This window comes from Ensifer sp. ENS06, from assembly GCF_014852205.1.
GTDB lineage: Bacteria > Pseudomonadota > Alphaproteobacteria > Rhizobiales > Rhizobiaceae > Ensifer > Ensifer adhaerens.
Genome location: NZ_JACVBC010000001.1, coordinates 151,226 through 167,794 on the forward strand (window position 1 = coordinate 151,226; position 16,569 = coordinate 167,794).

Annotated in this window: 11 protein-coding genes and 1 tRNA gene; 7 read left to right on the forward strand and 5 right to left on the reverse strand. The window is 60.1% G+C overall.

Annotation, left to right across the window (positions count from 1 at the left end; translation table 11 throughout):
- Positions 1 to 76: 76 nt before the first annotated feature.
- Positions 77 to 1,669: a hypothetical protein gene (locus tag IB279_RS00770; RefSeq protein ID WP_162741091.1), complete on the reverse strand. Its 1,593-nt coding sequence runs from the start codon at positions 1,667 to 1,669 to the stop codon at positions 77 to 79.
- Positions 1,670 to 2,009: 340 nt separating this feature from the next.
- Here IB279_RS00770 and IB279_RS00775 point away from each other — a divergent pair, with 340 nt between their 5' ends.
- Positions 2,010 to 2,351, forward strand: a complete 342-nt coding sequence (locus IB279_RS00775; protein WP_113186887.1) for a DUF6665 family protein — start codon at positions 2,010 to 2,012, stop codon at positions 2,349 to 2,351.
- Here the strand turns inward: IB279_RS00775 and IB279_RS00780 are convergent.
- Together IB279_RS00780 and IB279_RS00785 are read right to left on the reverse strand one after the other, a co-directional pair.
- Positions 2,340 to 3,095 (reverse strand): hypothetical protein, encoded by a 756-nt coding sequence (locus IB279_RS00780; RefSeq protein ID WP_113186886.1) that lies wholly within the window; start codon positions 3,093 to 3,095, stop codon positions 2,340 to 2,342. The two genes, IB279_RS00775 and IB279_RS00780, sit on opposite strands and share 12 nt — an antisense overlap.
- Positions 3,096 to 3,328: 233 nt before the next feature.
- Positions 3,329 to 3,856, reverse strand: a complete 528-nt coding sequence (locus IB279_RS00785) for a BA14K family protein (protein ID WP_034805252.1) — start codon at positions 3,854 to 3,856, stop codon at positions 3,329 to 3,331.
- 223 nt (positions 3,857 to 4,079) lie between these two features.
- On the opposite strand from IB279_RS00785, the gene IB279_RS00790 reads away from it, so the two are divergent.
- From IB279_RS00790 to IB279_RS00800, 3 genes are all read left to right on the forward strand, one after another.
- Positions 4,080 to 5,507 carry a phosphomannomutase gene (locus IB279_RS00790; protein WP_192339149.1) on the forward strand — a complete coding sequence of 476 codons (1,428 nt, stop codon included), beginning with the start codon at positions 4,080 to 4,082 and terminating at the stop codon, positions 5,505 to 5,507.
- A 77-nt stretch (positions 5,508 to 5,584) separates the two neighbouring features.
- Positions 5,585 to 5,671, forward strand: a tRNA-Leu gene (locus IB279_RS00795).
- A gap of 110 nt (positions 5,672 to 5,781) precedes the next feature.
- A complete protein-coding gene (locus IB279_RS00800) occupies positions 5,782 to 7,368 on the forward strand; it encodes a DUF6538 domain-containing protein (RefSeq protein WP_192338926.1) in 1,587 nt (528 codons plus the stop codon).
- 13 nt (positions 7,369 to 7,381) lie between these two features.
- Here the strand turns inward: IB279_RS00800 and IB279_RS00805 are convergent, their stop codons facing one another.
- A complete protein-coding gene (locus IB279_RS00805) occupies positions 7,382 to 8,098 on the reverse strand; it encodes a hypothetical protein (protein ID WP_192338928.1) in 717 nt (238 codons plus the stop codon).
- Positions 8,076 to 8,624 (reverse strand): Panacea domain-containing protein, encoded by a 549-nt coding sequence (locus IB279_RS00810; RefSeq protein WP_192338930.1) that lies wholly within the window; start codon positions 8,622 to 8,624, stop codon positions 8,076 to 8,078. The genes IB279_RS00805 and IB279_RS00810 overlap by 23 nt, the downstream gene beginning before the upstream one ends.
- Positions 8,625 to 8,930: 306 nt before the next feature.
- Between IB279_RS00810 and IB279_RS00815 the strand changes: the two genes are divergently transcribed.
- The 3 genes from IB279_RS00815 (at position 8,931) to IB279_RS00825 (ending at position 14,431) form a co-directional block, all read left to right on the forward strand.
- Positions 8,931 to 9,665, forward strand: a complete 735-nt coding sequence (locus IB279_RS00815) for a hypothetical protein (protein ID WP_246801835.1) — start codon at positions 8,931 to 8,933, stop codon at positions 9,663 to 9,665.
- A 142-nt stretch (positions 9,666 to 9,807) separates the two neighbouring features.
- Entirely contained in the window at positions 9,808 to 10,389 is a 582-nt protein-coding gene (locus IB279_RS00820) for a recombinase family protein (RefSeq protein ID WP_192338932.1), read from the forward strand.
- A 256-nt stretch (positions 10,390 to 10,645) separates the two neighbouring features.
- Positions 10,646 to 14,431, forward strand: coding sequence for a hypothetical protein (locus IB279_RS00825; protein WP_192338934.1), 3,786 nt, complete (start codon positions 10,646 to 10,648; stop codon positions 14,429 to 14,431).
- Positions 14,432 to 16,569 lie beyond the last annotated feature (2,138 nt).

Sequence of the window (16,569 nt, forward strand, 5' to 3'; positions counted from 1 at the left end):
CAACCAAGTCCGAATTGTGAAATCGGCCCCCAGCCCTGGATGGAGCTAGGCCCGAGCTTAAGGCTGAACCGGCGTCTTAGCCGAGACCGCCGAGCCTGCGGTAAAGATCGTAGGCGTCGGGCGTTTCCGGTGCCTCGCCCTCCGGCATGGCTTCGCCGGTCGGCTCTCCGTCGTCCGGATTTCCGTCGCCTCCCTCTTGTGCCGTTTCTTCCTCACCCGCTGCATCTTCGCCCGAGCCTCCGGGCATGCCGCGCGAATGGTCTTCGCCTTCCACCTCGCCGGCGGCCACTGGATAGGGGATCATGGCGAAGGGGATGGCCTCGCGCGGCAGGCCGTTTTCCACCAGTCTGGCGATCATCTGCTGCACCGTCTGCTCGTCCGTGGCGCGTTGCGGGCGAATGTCCGCGGGTCCGCGCGGTGGTGCAGCGGTCTCATCGGAGCGATCGTCGAGCAGCGACGGCAAGGTCGTGCCGGCGTCCGTTACGGCGCGTTGGCGGGCGGCGGCATCAGCGACGCGCATGCCAGCTTCCTTGTCGGCGGGCTGGGGCTGCGTAGCCGGCTCGTCCGTCTGCTGCGTCGCCGATCCCGGATCGCCATCGGCCGCGCCGGCAGGCAAGGCCACGCTGTCGCGGATGAGCGTCTTGATGGCCTCGGAGAGCACGCGTGCCGAGCGCACCTCCGGATCGTTGCGACCGGCGGCGGTGGTCCTATGGCCGTCTTCTTCGTCGGCATCGGGCAGCGGGCCGTAGGTGCCGTCGGGATCCTCGCCTTCGATCGTGTCGGCAGCCTCCATTTCATCGGTGCCATGCGCTTCAAGCGGTGTTGCGGCACTTTCTCCGGCGGGCGCTTCCGTCTCGCCGTGTCCGACTTCGCCGGATTGCAGGTCCTGCTCGGCCTCGGCGATGGGGCCAGACAGCGATGCCGCTTCCGCGATCTCGCCTTCGCCTGCAAGCAGCGAGGCAGCGCTCCCGATCGGCCTGTCGCCCGATGAAGCGCTCTTCGCCGCGTTCGCGCGCGCCTCACCCCGCTCCGTGGGCTTTTCGCTTCCGCTCTTTGATGGCGCTTCGGTTCCGGCCGCGTCCAGATCCTCGCCCTGCGGCTCGGTCACATCGTTGCCGACGCCAAAGGTCTTGCGCAGCACAGCCTGTAGAAGTGCGACTTCACCGCCGAGCGGCGTGTGTGCCGCGGTCTGGCTGAACGGCAGCGCCGGCTGGAGCGAGGGGTTGCGCAGGATGACGTCGCGCGCCTGCGCCGGCATGGGTGTCGCGGTGCCGCCCGGCGCGCTCGTGCCGTTGCGGATCGCCGGCAGGTCCGCTAGCAGGCCGACGCGGATTGAAAGATTGCGCCCGCCAAGCTGACGCTCCAGAAGCAGCCGGTCGGACGTCGGCATCGATTCGAGGAAGGCCACCAACCGCCGGACGAAATCGCGCCCCCCCTCCTGCGGGAGTGGCGGGAACTTCAGGATGCGCGCGAGATCCTCCATCAGCCGCACCAGCGCGTCCTTCGAAAGGATCTCACGACCGGAAAGATGCCGCGTCAGCGCATCGAGGATCTTCTGTATGGCTTCGCCACGCTGGCTGGCGGTCAATGCTGCTGCAGGCTGCAGCGTCCTTGCGCTCGTCTCTTCCGTGGGGGCCGCGGTTCGAGCCGCCTGGATGGGTATCAGCATTCTGGTCTCCATCTCGCTTGACCTCGGTTTGACCATTCGTCGTGGAACGACGAAACGCGCTCGGGCGCGGTCCGATTTTTCGGCTTGCGCGCGACTTTCTGTTCATGACTTGCGGGTTGGCGCCTCATGCGCGTCGTGGCGAATGGCCAGACAGCCGCGGCTCGGCCGCGGATAGGAGAATCGGCATGATGGTTTGAGGTTAGGGCAAAGAGGTTTATGAATTCTTAACCATGTTTCGGCGCCCGGCATGTCGCAGCCCGGCTTGCGGACGGGTCTGCAAGGCCTGTCTTTAAGGGAGCCGCTCTGCAGGCTCGAATGGTGTCTGTGCCAGGAGTTTCGGATGACAGTCCGTCCCCCAAAAGCCCTAAGCCCGAACTTCTCGACGGCCGGCGCCTTCAACGTGCTCGAATACGAATTGATGTCCGAGCACGCCGATGCGCTTGGCCGGCATGGCCTCAAGGTCGAAAAGGCGCTTGCCGCGCTTGCGGCATTGAAGGGAGATGTGGCGAGGGATCTACGCGAGCGGGTGCTCGACGAGGCGGCCGATGCCGTATGGGCCTTCCTCATTCAGCGGGAGATCTGCGGCCTGCGTGACAGCCGCGATGTGGTTCGCCGCTATGGCATACCCAAGGAGGTCATGGCGCGGCTCGGCATCGTGCGCCGAAAGCCGTCAGAGGCTTAGCGCAGCGAGCCTATAGAGGCCGTTGTCGTCGAAGCGCAAAAAGGGGTCGGCTGCCGTGCGTTGGTCGGCAATATCTTCCATCTCGTCCTTGAGGTGGAGCGCCCGCAGATGCTGCTCCTCTTCGTCGAGCGACAGCTTGTCGGTTCTGCGCGTCGGGTCACCGCGCAGGCTGTTGAGCTGGGCTTCCTCGGTCGACGCAGGCTCCGTCGCGCTCTTCAGGCGGTCGACGGCATTTGCGGCTTGTGCAGCGCTTTGAGGTCCCTTGTCGCTCGTTTCGCCGAGCGCAACCTTCAGTACGTCGTTTTCCGGGCCGCCGGGGTTCTTGAGCGCCTCGACCAGCTCCGCAAGCGACAGTCCGAGCTTGTCGAGCCCCAGTTCTTCCTCGATTTTCGCAATGGCGGGCGATTCCAGCTGCTTTAGCTGGTTCTCGATTTCCCTTGCAAAGGCGGAATCGGACTTGAATGTTTCGCGCTCGATGCCGAAAAATTTTCCGACCTCACGGATGAGCACGGCGCGGTTGTTGTTGGCGTCGTTGCGAGCATGATCGAAGAAGTAGCCGTTGATCTTCTCGTTGGCGGCCTTTTGAGCGCCATCGGGCTCGACCTGCGCCCTCAGGAGCCGGTCGTCCTTTGTGCTCTTGGCCTTTTCTTCTTCCTCCGTCTGCCGCTTTTCGATGTCCTTGAGGATCGAGCCGACCAGATTGGTCGTCGCGGTGGCGGCAGATTGCTGGGTCGGAAGCAGCATGATTCATCCTGGCAGCACAGTGGATCGTTTTGAAACGGTAGGCTCTTGCAGTTAATGCCGGTTTAACTGGCGCTGCCGAGATGTTGGGGCACGCAAGCGCCGGTGATGGCGCGCAAAACTTCCAACTCCCGCTAATGCGGGGCGGAGAGAAGGTGCGCAGGCGGTACGGCCAGGCCGCGCCCCAATCAGGGCGCTAGAGCGTTTCTCGTGCGTTCATGCGGACGCGCCGCGCTCTAGCGATAGGGCGAATAGCAGACCTTGTAAGCGCCGCCGTAGCTCAAGAACCGGTTGGTTGCCGGATTGTAGGAACGGTAGCGCGACAGGCACCAGCTGACATGGGCGTTGCCGCCACCGACATACCGATCGCGATAGTAGTAGTTGCCGCCGTAGTAACGGCGGGGATAATAGCCGCGATTGTAGCCGTAGCGGGGATAGTAGCCGTAGCGGGGGTAGTATCCGCCGCCATAGTAACCGCCGCCGTAGTATCCGCCCGAGCCGAAGTAGAGGGTCAGGCCGGAGCCGCCATAGTAGGGGCTACCCCATCCGCGTCTGTAATAGGGGCCTCCCCAACCGCCTCGCCAGCCGTATCCGCCATATCCGCCGTAACGGCGGTGGTAATACTGCACATTCTGGACGTCGCCTTGTGCCTTGATCTGAAGGTCGGGCGCCTGAAGCGGCATCGCCTGCACAGGTCCGACGGGTGTGATCAGGGAGGCGGCGGCCAAGCTGCAGCCGATAACGAAATTGCGAAATCCCGTCATTTTGTCCTCGCTTTCGGAAAGCACTGCCTTCCGGTTGTGTCCCTGCCTGTATTACGTTTGCATTTCTTGGTTTATTCATGGCAATGGGCAGGGAGCGTGCAGAAGGGAGCCTCGGAGCTCCGGCCTTTGGCCAACTTGCCCGGAAAGCGCTTGTCCCGCGTGCGCGCCGTTTTGTTTTTGTCCCTTTTTCGCCCGGCAACGGGCAGCGGAGAATGCGATGCAGTTGAAGTTTGGTACCAGCGGCCTGCGTGGCCTTTCAGAGGAACTGAAGGGTGAGCCTTCGGCCCGCTACGCGACCGCGTTTGCGCGCTATCTTCTGACGTCCGGGCGCAGCCAGCCGGGTGACCCGATCGTGATCGCCCGCGACTTTCGCGATTCGAGCCCGGAAATCGCGGCAGTCTGTGCCTCGGCACTCGCGCGCGAAGGACTGCGCGTCTTCGATTGCGGCACGGTGCCGACGCCGGCGCTTGCGCTTTATGGCCGCGAATGCGGAGCGGCCGGTCTGATGATCACCGGCTCCCATATCCCGGCTGATCGGAACGGCATCAAGTTTTATCGGCCGGATGGCGAAATCGACAAGGAAGATGAAGTCGCCATCAGCCGGATTGCCGATGAAATCGCCGGGCAGATCGAGCCGGTCGCCAATCAGGGGATTGGTGACGACCATGCGTCCCGCGCATCCTCGCTCTTCATCGAGCGAAACCGGCAGTTGTTGCCCGCCGGCGCGCTCGCCGGCCTCAAGGTCGGCGTCTACCAGCACAGCACCGTCGCGCGGGATCTTCTCGCCGATCTGATCGCCTTCTTTGGCGCCGAGGTCGTCGCCCTTGGACGTTCGGAACACTTTATCCCCGTCGATACCGAAGCGGTGTCCACCGACACGATCGAACGCCTTCAGGAATGGGCCCGCGAACACCGGCTCGATGCGATTGTATCGGCGGACGGCGACGGCGACCGGCCGCTGGTCGCGGACGAGAACGGCTTGCCGCTGCGCGGCGATCTCCTCGGGCTGATTGCCTGCGGCTTCCTCGGTGCGACGCTTGTCGTCACGCCGGTCACCTCGAATTCGGGCCTGGAGCGCAGGGAAGGGCTCTCCGTGCTGCGCACCCGCGTCGGGTCGCCCTTCGTCATCGCCGGAATGCAGCAGGCCCTGGACGAGGGGTCGACCAAGGTCGCCGGCTTCGAGGCCAATGGCGGCACGCTGACGGCCAGCCCCTTCGTCGTCAACGGCGCAACCCTCCAGCCGCTGCCCACTCGCGACTGCGTCCTGCCGATCGTCGCCGCACTGGCTGCGGCGGCAGAGGCCAAACTCTCGCTGTCGGTGCTGGCCGCCTCCTATCGGCTTCCCGTGGCGCTCAGCGACCGGCTCGAAAACTTCCCGGTCGAAACCAGCGCCCGCCTGATGGCCTATTTGCGCGGCGGCGACGAAAATCTCGCGGCATTCCTGGCGCCGATCGGCCGGCCGGTCACCGTCAGTGACATCGACGGGCTGCGGGTGACGCTTGACGACGGTCGCATCGTTCACTTCCGCCCCTCCGGAAATGCACCGGAGATGCGTTGCTATGTCGAGGCGGACACGGCCGAGGCGGCCGAGGGACTGCTGTCGAGCGGTCTATCCACAATCCGGCATTGGCCAAAAACCGCCTCGAACTGAGTTTTTTGTCCTCCGACACGAAAACTTCAAAAAGCCTGTTGACACTTCGACTCGAGCCTTTTACACACCCGCTCGTCGCCCAGATGGCGGAATTGGTAGACGCGCCAGCTTCAGGTGCTGGTACTCGAAAGGGTGTGGAGGTTCGAGTCCTCTTCTGGGCACCATTCCATTCAGAACGTATTGATTACGTTCAGCTTCTTGATATTGCATGATGTTTCGTTCACCCGAGTGCTACACACGGGTGACACACATGCATATCAGGATGGCATCCCCAATGCGCCGCAAAGGCTCTACCCTTATCCAGTTCAGAAAGCGGATTCCGAAGGATGTCCTCGGGAGGGCGGTAGGGACCACTCTGGCCATTCCCGTCGGTGATGAAATTCTCCACATCGTCGTAAGTGACAAGGCGACCGAGATAACCGGTTCTCTGAGGACCCGTGACCCGAGAGAAGCCAAGGAGCGACAGGCAGTCGCGCTGGCTTATCTGGATAGTGTCTGGCAATCCCTGCGCGAAGGCCCGAAGCGGCTGACCCAAAAGCAGATCGTCGCATTGGCTGGCGAAGCCTATCGCGAGATTGTTTCGTCGTTCGAGGATAATCCCGGCTCACCCGAGATGTGGAAGCAAATCGTGCAGCTACAGATGAAGGGCATGGCTGAGGATGCGCGGCAACAGTGGTTTGGCCCTACTGCCGATCAAGTCTTGGCGAAGCATCGGCTTGTGGTGGACAGCGACAGTCGCTCCGTTCTTATCGGAGCCATCGGCGTGGCGGTGTCTCAGGCTTCGGTTCGCCTCGCGCAAAATGCAGGCGGCGACTACAGCCCTGACACGGTCGTGACGCGCTTCCCTGCCGTGGAGCTGCCGAAACAGTCGCAGACCTCGAAGCCTCTTCCAAAGCGGTCTCAGACGATCACTGGATTGGCGGAAGGTTGGTGGCGTGAGGCCAAGGAGGCGGGTAGGTCCGTCAGTACGCACGAGGCTTATCAGCGGGTGGCGACCCAGCTCTCCGAGTTCCTCGGTCACGATGATGCCCGAGCTGTAACCGAAGACGACATCATCGCGTTCAAGGACCATAGGCTTTCGCAGGGCGTCAGCCTCAAGACGATCGGAGGAGGGGATATATCCGGCATTCGACAGCTTTACGCTTGGGGCGTGGATAACCGAAAGGTGACCCATAATCCTGCCGAGGGTGTGAAGGTCGCGAAGGTGAAAAAGAAGCGCACCAGAGACCCGGGCTTCACTGAAGCAGAGGCTCTCGCCATTCTGTCCGATGCGTTTCATCATAAGAGCATGGGCAAGGCGTCGAGCCACCTGTCGAACGCGAGGCGCTGGGTACCTTGGCTCTGCGCTTATTCTGGTGCGCGTGTCGGGGAAATGGTCCAGCTCCGAAAGCAAGATATTCGCCAAGAGGATGGTTTGTGGATCATGAGAATTACCCCTGATGCCGGGACGGTGAAGGATGGGGAATATCGAGATGTCCCGCTTCACCCACACCTCATCGAGCAGGGCTTCCCCGAGTTCGTATCAAAGGCGGCTACCGGTCATCTTTTCATGAAGGTCTTTGGCGAAACCGAGAAGGCCCAAAGAGGCGCGTGGCGCACGACCAAGAACCGCGTTCGCGACTTTGTTCGAGAAATCGTGACCGATCCGGAGGTGCAGCCCAACCACGCTTGGCGGCATCGGTTCAGGACGGTGAGCCGTGACCTTGGTGTATCGAGGGACATCAGTTTCGCTATCACGGGTCACGACACCAAGGACGAGGGTGACAAATACGGCACCATCACCAACAAGGCCAAGGCGGCAGCCCTGGCGAAGTATCCGAAGTATGAAGTGAGGGCTAACGGCGCGTCTCAGAGAGACTGACATACCCCTCCGTTCACAAGAGACCGCCGCTGGTTCCAGTCCGTTTGCGCCGGGTCTCCGCTTCCCGTTCTTCGACAATTTCCTGCCAAATGCGGTAAGTCGAGGCCACCATGACCTCCATTTCACCCAGCGAGTACAGTTCGATACCTTCGTCGGTGTAGAGCTTCGCTTCGCGGCTACCGTCGTCGTTATCGGAAAATCGGATGATGCCGAGATTGATATCTGCGAAGTCCTCGTCGGCGGCGCGGATACGTTCATGCATCATGGAAAAAGCGAACCGTCGTCCTTGCTCTGTCAGTCCTTTAGTCCGCCGAGGGTCAATGAAAATTGCATGTGGCTTTTCCTCAATGGCCAGCACCATAGGAAGCCAGAGCGAGATTTTGCGACCGATACCCATCGCCATGGGAAAGAACTCATGCTGCCTTCCTGCGATATTCGATAGGGTCGCATAGTCGTGGAGCGCCTTCGCGATCTGCAAATTGTTCTTAAGCTCGTCGCCCGCTTTGCATGACCTCACCAAACGCTCGTAAATCTTCTCCCACGGCGTCGGTTGCACTGGGGCAAACATCCCAATCTGGAGATTGAAGACGTCTCCAAAGCAAGCTCTGACGTGTTTGTAGGAGAATGTAGAGAATCCACCTTTCATTTGCCTCAGGGCCGAACGCTTTAGCTCGTCTGAGAGCGGCGCGATGCGGGCCAAGTCAGTGTCAGGCAAAAGGGGTGTCGTCATGTGGCTCTCCAGATAACGGTTGTGAGCCTACCGACACCTTATGGAATCGGAATCGCTCAACAATCACATTATCCGGGATCCGTAGCCCGAATGCAACTTCTGTACGTGATTTGTTCACCACATGCGCCCATGGCGAGTCTTTGGCGTGGGAAAGGTCAACGAGGCGGCCCGATGGCATCCGCCCGTAGGAGTTCAGAACCTGCTGAACCAATCCAGTGAGACGGGCATCATCAGGCGGAACCAACTCTCTCGGCTTACCCGTCAATGGGTCCTGTCCAGTGGCGCGAAAGCGTATAGGATCAGAGCCAGCTTCCTTGAAAGAGCGGTAGGCGGCTGGATGCACGGGTCCGTATTGCCACGCCTCGAAATACCCTGAAACCAACGGCGTTTTGGTCTGGATAAGGTAAATCCCGTGAGCGAAGTACAGGAGTTTCTGAAGCGCAAGGTTCGTAATGTTGATGTGTAGCCGATCAGCCTCATCAAGCATCAGATTGGCCACAGCCCTCGGATCGTATCCCTTGCTCATTTCAAATGGCTTCCGCCTTCAATCCGTTTATTTGAAGGCCGCGTTATCTGATTCTGTCTAAACACGGGGTAAAGAATTGGAGGGACGAAGCGTCTCGTCTGAACCTCTGGCAGCATCCCACGACTACCACGGTGGTTCTCGTGTTTCTACTCCAGAATGTTTGGTAGAAATTTCTGAGCCACCCATCAGATTAGGGGCAATCGGCGCGTCCCCCCGAGCCCCCCCTTCGTCGACACCGCCAGCCTGATCTTGCTGATTAGCGCTTTCCGAAATAGAAATCACATCGTCAACCTTTAGGTGTACAGCATGGATCACGGGTTCACCCTGGAAGAGATACACGAGATGCTTGATGCGGTTGACCGCAGCCTTAGCCGTCTCCGGGGGGCGAACTTGTATACCAAGCGGATGCCAATATCGTTCATCACCGACGGTGTCAGCGTCATATATGATCTGGATTCCGCTGGAGTTCTTGGCAGTATTGGAATCAGCAACACGATCGCCAACAAGCTGAAGAACCTTGATGGCACCCTCCAAGCAAACGTGATGATCGCCTCGCTGGATCGAGTGAAGTCTTACTTGCGACGTATTGAAAGTGAGTTCGGCGGCGCTGACCACAAATCGGAAGAAGACGACCGCATCTTTGAGTTGGACACGATAATGGATCGCCATCCTCCTGAACCGGTGCCGGTGTGGGCGGAGCAGTGGGTATACGTCCGACCACAGTCACGTGCGAAAGCCATCATTGCCGAGATTTCAGAACTCCTTGACGAAGTTGCCCTGCTTGTGAAGTCGTCAAATCTACCGGAAGAGCAAGCCGCCCTGACGGACCTCGACCGAGCGCAGTTGATCGCTCTGTTGGAGACCGCCCTCCTAATGCTGCGAGCCCCACTGGTTGAGCCGGGACTTCTGAAGAAACTTCAGAAAGCAGCCACTGACGGAGCCTCCAAGACCGTTCAAAAGGGCGCTGAACAGGCAATGGGGGACGGGTTGAGGTTGTTGGGAAATCGACTGCTCGATCTCATTCAGTGGCTTGTAGGGTAGCACGGCCTCGCCGCGCGATTGAGATGGCTTTCGTTGAACATCTATGCAGTCTCAAAATGTATACCTTGTGAGAATGTCTCTTGACGTGTCTCATTTCATGTCTCACAAGTCACGAGGCGAAACGTCTTAGAGGTTTTGAGACATGACACTCATTGCGTACATCCGCGTCTCCTCCGTGGGGCAGAGCCTCGAAGTCCAGAGGGACAAGATGCTGGCAATAGGCGTCCAGCCTGACCACATCTTCGAAGAGAAGCGTTCCGGTGTGGATGCTAATCGCCCGGTCCTCAAACAAGCTCTCCGGTTTGCTCGCAAAGGGGACACCTTCGTTATCTCCAAGATTGACCGTCTGGCTCGTTCCGCCGCCGATCTCCTCTCCATCGTGAAGGAGTTACAGAGCAAGGGCGTCGAACTGAGGGTACTTGATCAGAGTATCGACACGAGCAATCCCGCAGGTCGGGCAATGCTCCAGATGCTTGGTGTCCTCGCGGAGTTCGAGACCGCGATCCGGGCCGAGCGCCAAATGGACGGCATCGCCAAGGCCAAAGCAGACGGGACGAAGTTTGGCAGGAAACCCCAAGCGACACCCGATGTCGTGGCTTACATTCGACGGATGAGAGCCGACGGGCTGATGATCCGCGAGATCATGGAAAAGGTGGGTCTCAGCAAGGCAAGCGTCTATCGAGCGCTTAGCGACGGAGGCCCGGAGGCCACGGTCCAACCATAGCGAAGGGCAGTAGTCTGCTGCGGTAGGCGCATTCCAATGACGACGAAGTTATGGGGCAGTAGGCCATTCAAAACCGGCGAACACGCTCAGGAGGCCGCTGCCGTGACATGAAGCGGTCGAATAGGGACAACAGGAGCAATTTCGTTTCGATTTAGCGTCTCAGCCCACTCGATCTATCGAGCGACAACCTCATCACTCCCTCTACGGCTCACGGCCTCGGATAATCTCCGGGGCCTTTTTTCATTTAGGAGAACTCATGAACCAAGCCCTCGCAGCAGCCATCGTGGCAGAGGCAAAAGAACTGGGTGCGAACCCTTACGACCTCGCCACGGTCATGTCCTACGAGACCGGCGGCACCTTCGACGTCTGGAAGAAAGGCCCGACAACGCAGCATGGCCAGCACATTGGCCTGATCCAGATGGGCGAAACGCAGCGCAAGGATTACGGCTACTACGAGGGAATGTCGGTCGAGGAAGCCGTGAAGGCCTCCGGTCGATACCTCCGCGACCGTGGCTTCAAGCCGGGTATGGGTCTCCTCGACATGTACTCGACAATCAACGCCGGTCGCCCGGGCCTCTACAATCGCTCTGACGCGAACAACGGCGGCGCTGCTGGCACGGTTCGGGATAAGGTCGAGACCCAGATGGATGGCCACCGGGCAAAGGCAACGGCCCTCCTTGGTGACATCGTCGGTCGCCCCGAGGAATGGCTGGCGCAGAACCAGATGAACCGCTCCGTCGAGCGCAGCGATCTCGGCACCACGACTGAGGCTCAAACACCTCGGTACGAACCGCGAGACAATCCCCTTGCCGGTGGTGCCATCCCGTTCGATCTCACGAACCGGAACAACTTCCCGCCCGAGGACCGCGAGGAACACAGCGTCGGCGAGTTGGCGAAGGCCGCTTGGAACACCGAAAGCACGACCGCATGGCTCTTCCAGTCTCCTCCCGAAACCGACCGCAGCCCCGCCTTCCAGCTCAGCACGGATCGCGTGGACGCTGACATCAAGGCAATGGGTGGCGATGCCAAGACCTACGGCCCGTGGCTCACTCAGGCGCACTCCGAGGAGAACTACCAGTCGATCCTCGAGGCGGCCAAGAAGGACCTCAGTGATGTTCGGATGCTGAACGAGGCTGGCTTCACCGGCAGGGCTCTCCGAATGGCTGTTGCCATGGCTGATCCGGTCGAACTCGGGGCTGACGCTCTGGCCGCTTCGGTGGCACCGCAGTTCGTCGGCGCTAAGCGAGCCGAGCGGATGTACCGCATCCTGAACGCAGCTATCGCTGGTGGTGCCGGTGGCGCTGCCGCAGGTGCCGTTGGTTGGTCCGTCAACCCGCATCAGGATGGCACGGACATGCTCTACAGCTCGGTCTTCGGTCTGGGCGTGGGTGGTGTCGTCGGAGCGCTCTCGCGCAACCCTGCGACCCTGACAGAGGCTGTCCGCTTCCAGCAGGTTGCAGATCAGGCCCGTCGTCACGCCGATGGTGAACTCTCGGGCATGAACATGGCTGGATCCACTGGTGCAGCTCGGGCACCGGAGCAGCAGAAGTTCCTGAACGATGAAGCTCTGGAGTTCGTAGGCGACGACGAGATCGCGAAGTCTGCCTTCCTCGGCGCTCGTGTCGATCTCTATGCCCAGATGGACAAGTCCCCGAACACCCTGACCCGTATGGGCGCGGGGCTGGTCAACGATGGCGTCGGCAAGAAAGGCGGCGCGATCAACGGCGTTGCTGCCTCCGAAGAGCAGGATCGCATGTGGAAGGTCTGGGCGACCGGCTACATGAAGACCTACCGTCCTGCGCTGGATGACTACCTGTCGCGGAACTCGAAGGGCTTCTTGGACCGCGCTCGCGCTGAGCGGGATTTCAACAGCCAGGTCTACGACTATGTGGTGGATCGACGCCCCGGGCGCTCGGAACGCTACGACGCAGCCGTGGTCAAGCTGGGGAACCATCAGGCGGCTCTCTACAGGGAGATCGGCGAGACGGCTCAGAACCCCTTCATCCGTGAGGGAATGACCGGCGATAGCGTCTCTGGCTTCGAGCGGTGGTCGGCCAACCCGCATTACATGATGCGTAAGTGGGACAACGACCGTCTCGTCATGATCAGCGACGAATACGTCAAGGGAACCGTCGAGGACCTGATCGCTGGCTCGATCCGTAAGGCCAACGCCGACATGGAAGAGAGCATGATCCGCAGCCTGTCCAAGGGCTTCACCCGGGCCATCACGAACCGTGCCCACGGACTCGACGATGCCGCTGTGAGGGCAATGGGTGGCGACGACATGGAAGCGCTCATGGAAGTCCTGACGCTCGACGGTGGGCTCTCTCGTGCCGATGCTGACGCTGTTCTACACCGGTTCAAGAAGACCAGCGACGGCGGAAGCGATGCCCGGGCCAAGCACAGGCTCCTGCTCGATGAGACCTTCCGTCTCCCCACGGTCATGCGCAAGGACGGCACTCTCGATGAAGAGGGTCTCGGCGTTCTCGATCTCATCCATCGCGATGCATCGGCGAACTTCCTTGGCTACGCTCGGCACATGTCGGGTGCGATTGCCCTGTCTCGCTATCGCGTCAAGGACCCGAAGACTGGCGAATTGCTGGTCAACGGCTTCAAGAGCGATGCCGAGTTCGACCACTACAAGCAGCTCGTCCGTCGCCGTGGCGCTGAGCTGATCGCCGAGGGAAAGACCACCAAACCCGCCGTGGACAAGGACATCGAGAACCTCGACATGGCCTACAGTTCAATCCGCGGTCGTCCTGTGCATCAGGGCGAGAATACGGACTTTGGCTGGTGGTCCAGAGCAATTCGCAAGATGAACTTCTCGCGGATCATGAACCAAGTCGGCTTTGCTCAGATTTCTGAAATCGGGGCAACAGTAGGGACGCTTGGCTTTAAAGCAGCGATGTCGCAGGTCCCAGCAGTTCGGCGCATGATGGGCCAGAACGGCGAGACTATACTAAAGTCTGGCCTCGCGAACGATCTCGAAACTTGGGTCGGCGTAGGAACCGAAAGGCTTCTGCATCGGAACAACTACCAGATCGACGAAATCACCGGGGTTGCCGAACAAGGCGCTGGCCGGTGGCGGGACAAGGTAGACCGCAGCTTGAACAGCCTGAACAACGTCACCTCCGAAATCTCGGGGATGCGTCAGGCCACGATCATGCTGGAACGATGGACCGCAGCCTCGGTCGTCCAGAAGTTCGCTGATATGGCGGCTAAGGGCGGCAAGGGAATGTCCGAAGCGCGACTGGCTGATCTCGGGCTCGACCCGGCGATGACCCAGCGCGTCATGAAGATGTTCAGCAATCCGGCGAACTTCGAAACCACCAAGGGCCTCATCTCGGGGAACAAGGTGCTTCGGGCTCACTTCGGGAACTGGACTGACAAGGAAGCTCGCGAGGCTTTCCTCAGTGCCACCGACCGGCTGACCCGGCAGATCATCCAGAGGAACGACATTGGGAACATGATCCCGTGGATGTCGTCCCCTGCGGCCAAGCTGCTCATGCAGTTCCGGTCGTTCATGGTCGGGGCCTACACCCGGCAGACCCTCAAGTCGCTGCACTTCCGTGACGCTCCCGCTCTGGGCGCGGCAGTCGGAACGATGGCGATGGCCGGTGCTGCCTACGTCGCTCAGACCAAGGTTCAATCCATTGGCCGTGACGATAAGTGGGCCGAGGATCGACTGTCCTGGCAGAAGATCGGCGCAGCGTCCTTCGCTCGTGCTGGTGTCTCCTCCATCGTCCCAATGCTGGTCGATACGTCCCTGTACGCCGGGGGCTTCGATGCGGCGTTCTCGCACACCCGAACGACCGGTCAGGTCTCCAACATGTTCTTCGGCAACCCGACTACGGGCGGACTCGATGACATCGTTCAGGCTGGCCGAGCAGTCGCTGGTCTCTTCAGGGACGGCGAATGGTCTCAGGAAGAAGCTCGGGCAATCCCGCGCATCCTCCCGTTCGGCAACATGGTCCCCGTGGTCATGGCGCTCAATGCGATGATCCAAGACATGCCTCCATGGCAGTCCAGCGGTCTATACTAAAGTCAAGCAGCACAGGGGCCTCGGATCATCTCCGGGGCCTTATTCATTGGAGAACTCATGAATAAGCTAATCAGCGGCTCCCAACACCGACCAGTCCGCTACTTCGCAGTGACATACTTCGACGGGGACGAGACCCTGAGTGGAGGCCGACAGTCGGTCTTTCGTTCGAAACGATTATGCCGTGCCAAGCGCATCGCTCGGTCAAACATGCCGCCTGATGCCGACCGGATGGAGCTTGCCGAGATCGACGGGGCCGACTTCGAGGAGCGACAGGAAGCCCGACGACAGCGCTCCGGGCAATAGGGACAACAGTAGGTGGGTCGGAGGTTCATCTATAGTTATAACTTAGGTATCCACCCAGAGGGACTGAGGTTCCTGACCATAGCTCCCTGAGAGGAGGAGGGTGTCATCATCACTCCTTCCCATGACCAGAGCCTCACCGCAGTGAACCACAGTCCGCACCTCCGTCATTGCCTTGGGCTGTCCTGAGCTTCTCTCTCGCAGGTGATCCTCCGTGGCATCCACGCGAGTGCATTCCATCGCTGAGACCCGAGGTCTGATCCGTAATGAGGAGGATCAGCGATCCCCTCCTGACCAGTAGTCCGCCCGAGGTCCCCCGGAGATACGCTGTCGGCTTCACCCAGGGCGATCTGTGACAGGCTCGGGCAGTGCATCCGGTAGCGACCATAGGCGCACTCTGGTTCGTCTCCGGTGCTGATCCCCAGTAAGACCCTCAGCGCTCGCAAATCGCCTCCACCGCATCAGAAAGATTGTCGGTCTCAGTGCGGCGGCTGGACGCGGTGCGCCCCCTTCATCGTCAACACATCACCATCACAGGAAAGGTATCCTGCATTGATCCCTGCGGTCATCCCCGCCATACACACCATTGAACTGATCGGCTCGTTTGCAGCCCGTCATATCGAAAGCGGCCTCACGGTCGATCTTACTTCCCGTCGAAACCGCAGCACCACCCGAGGACCAATCTCCCCGTTGTGCCGGAAGCTCGTTGACCTTGGGCATGACCCGAGCGTCAGGGTCCACGTCATCCGCAAGGCCCTCGACAGGGACGGACACATTCCCGTCTTCCAGAGAGACCGGGCGTTGAAGACTTGGGCTGACCTCGATTGCGTCGAGAGTGAAACCCGGTCGGTTCGGGTCCAGAAATATCGCCCGTATCCTGATGCGGTTCAGGTCAGGAGTTCACCAGCGACAATGGTGTCTGTCGGCAGAACTGGCGATGGTGGGCACCCCCTCGAAACCCTCGTTACCCGATAATCACTTCGACCAGCGCCTCTACCTTTTCATAGAGCCGGTAGAGGTCCCACGCCCTTACGATCCAAAAGACCACGAGGGGGAAGTAACGAACGAGGGCAGGTTTATGAGAACTGCATTTTCTCATTGAAAATCCTCCAAACATTCGAACCGAGGTTGACCCTCGGCGGCCCGTCCGTCGCGGATTACACGAACGGCTTATGGCGAAGCTTTGAACTGCGGCCATGAATGTTTCGGGGGATGCCCGCTCCAGTAGTACAGAGATTTCGGTGATAAGGAAACAGACTTAACCAGTCTGCATAGTAGGCTGACCGCGAGCCAGAGATCGTCAAGAGCAATCGCGGTTGGGCTTCCAGTTAAGCGACGAGGGCCATGATCTTCATACGGCTCGGATCAGTTTGTTTTGCCCCTTTGCGACTGCATCGGTGTCTTTTGTCTAATAGTGCCCACGACGTTCGCACGGTGAATCCTCCTCGCTGACGTTCGTCGGGTCCTCTCAATGACCCGAGGAGGGAAGCTCGGCTACCTATCGCCGTCCGAGGAGCGAACTATCCGTGAGCTCGGACGAAGGGACCGCTGAACGAGATCATGCAGCAGGTCCATACTTGCCGCTCGAAGACTGGGGGCATGACCCAGTCTGGCTTGTTCCGATGGGGGCGTTGGTGCGTATTCAACCGCGAAGAGGGTTTCTCTCTGAGGGACGCGAACCGTCAAAAGTATTTTTGCGGTCCCAAATTCGTTCCACCGGACCAATTTTGTGGGCCCGCACGAACTTTCCGCTGCTCGTAACTGCCTGAACATTCGGCACTTCTGCTGCTTGAGCCGAAGGAGACAATATTCCCCCCAGTGGAGTAGTTGCTTTATCG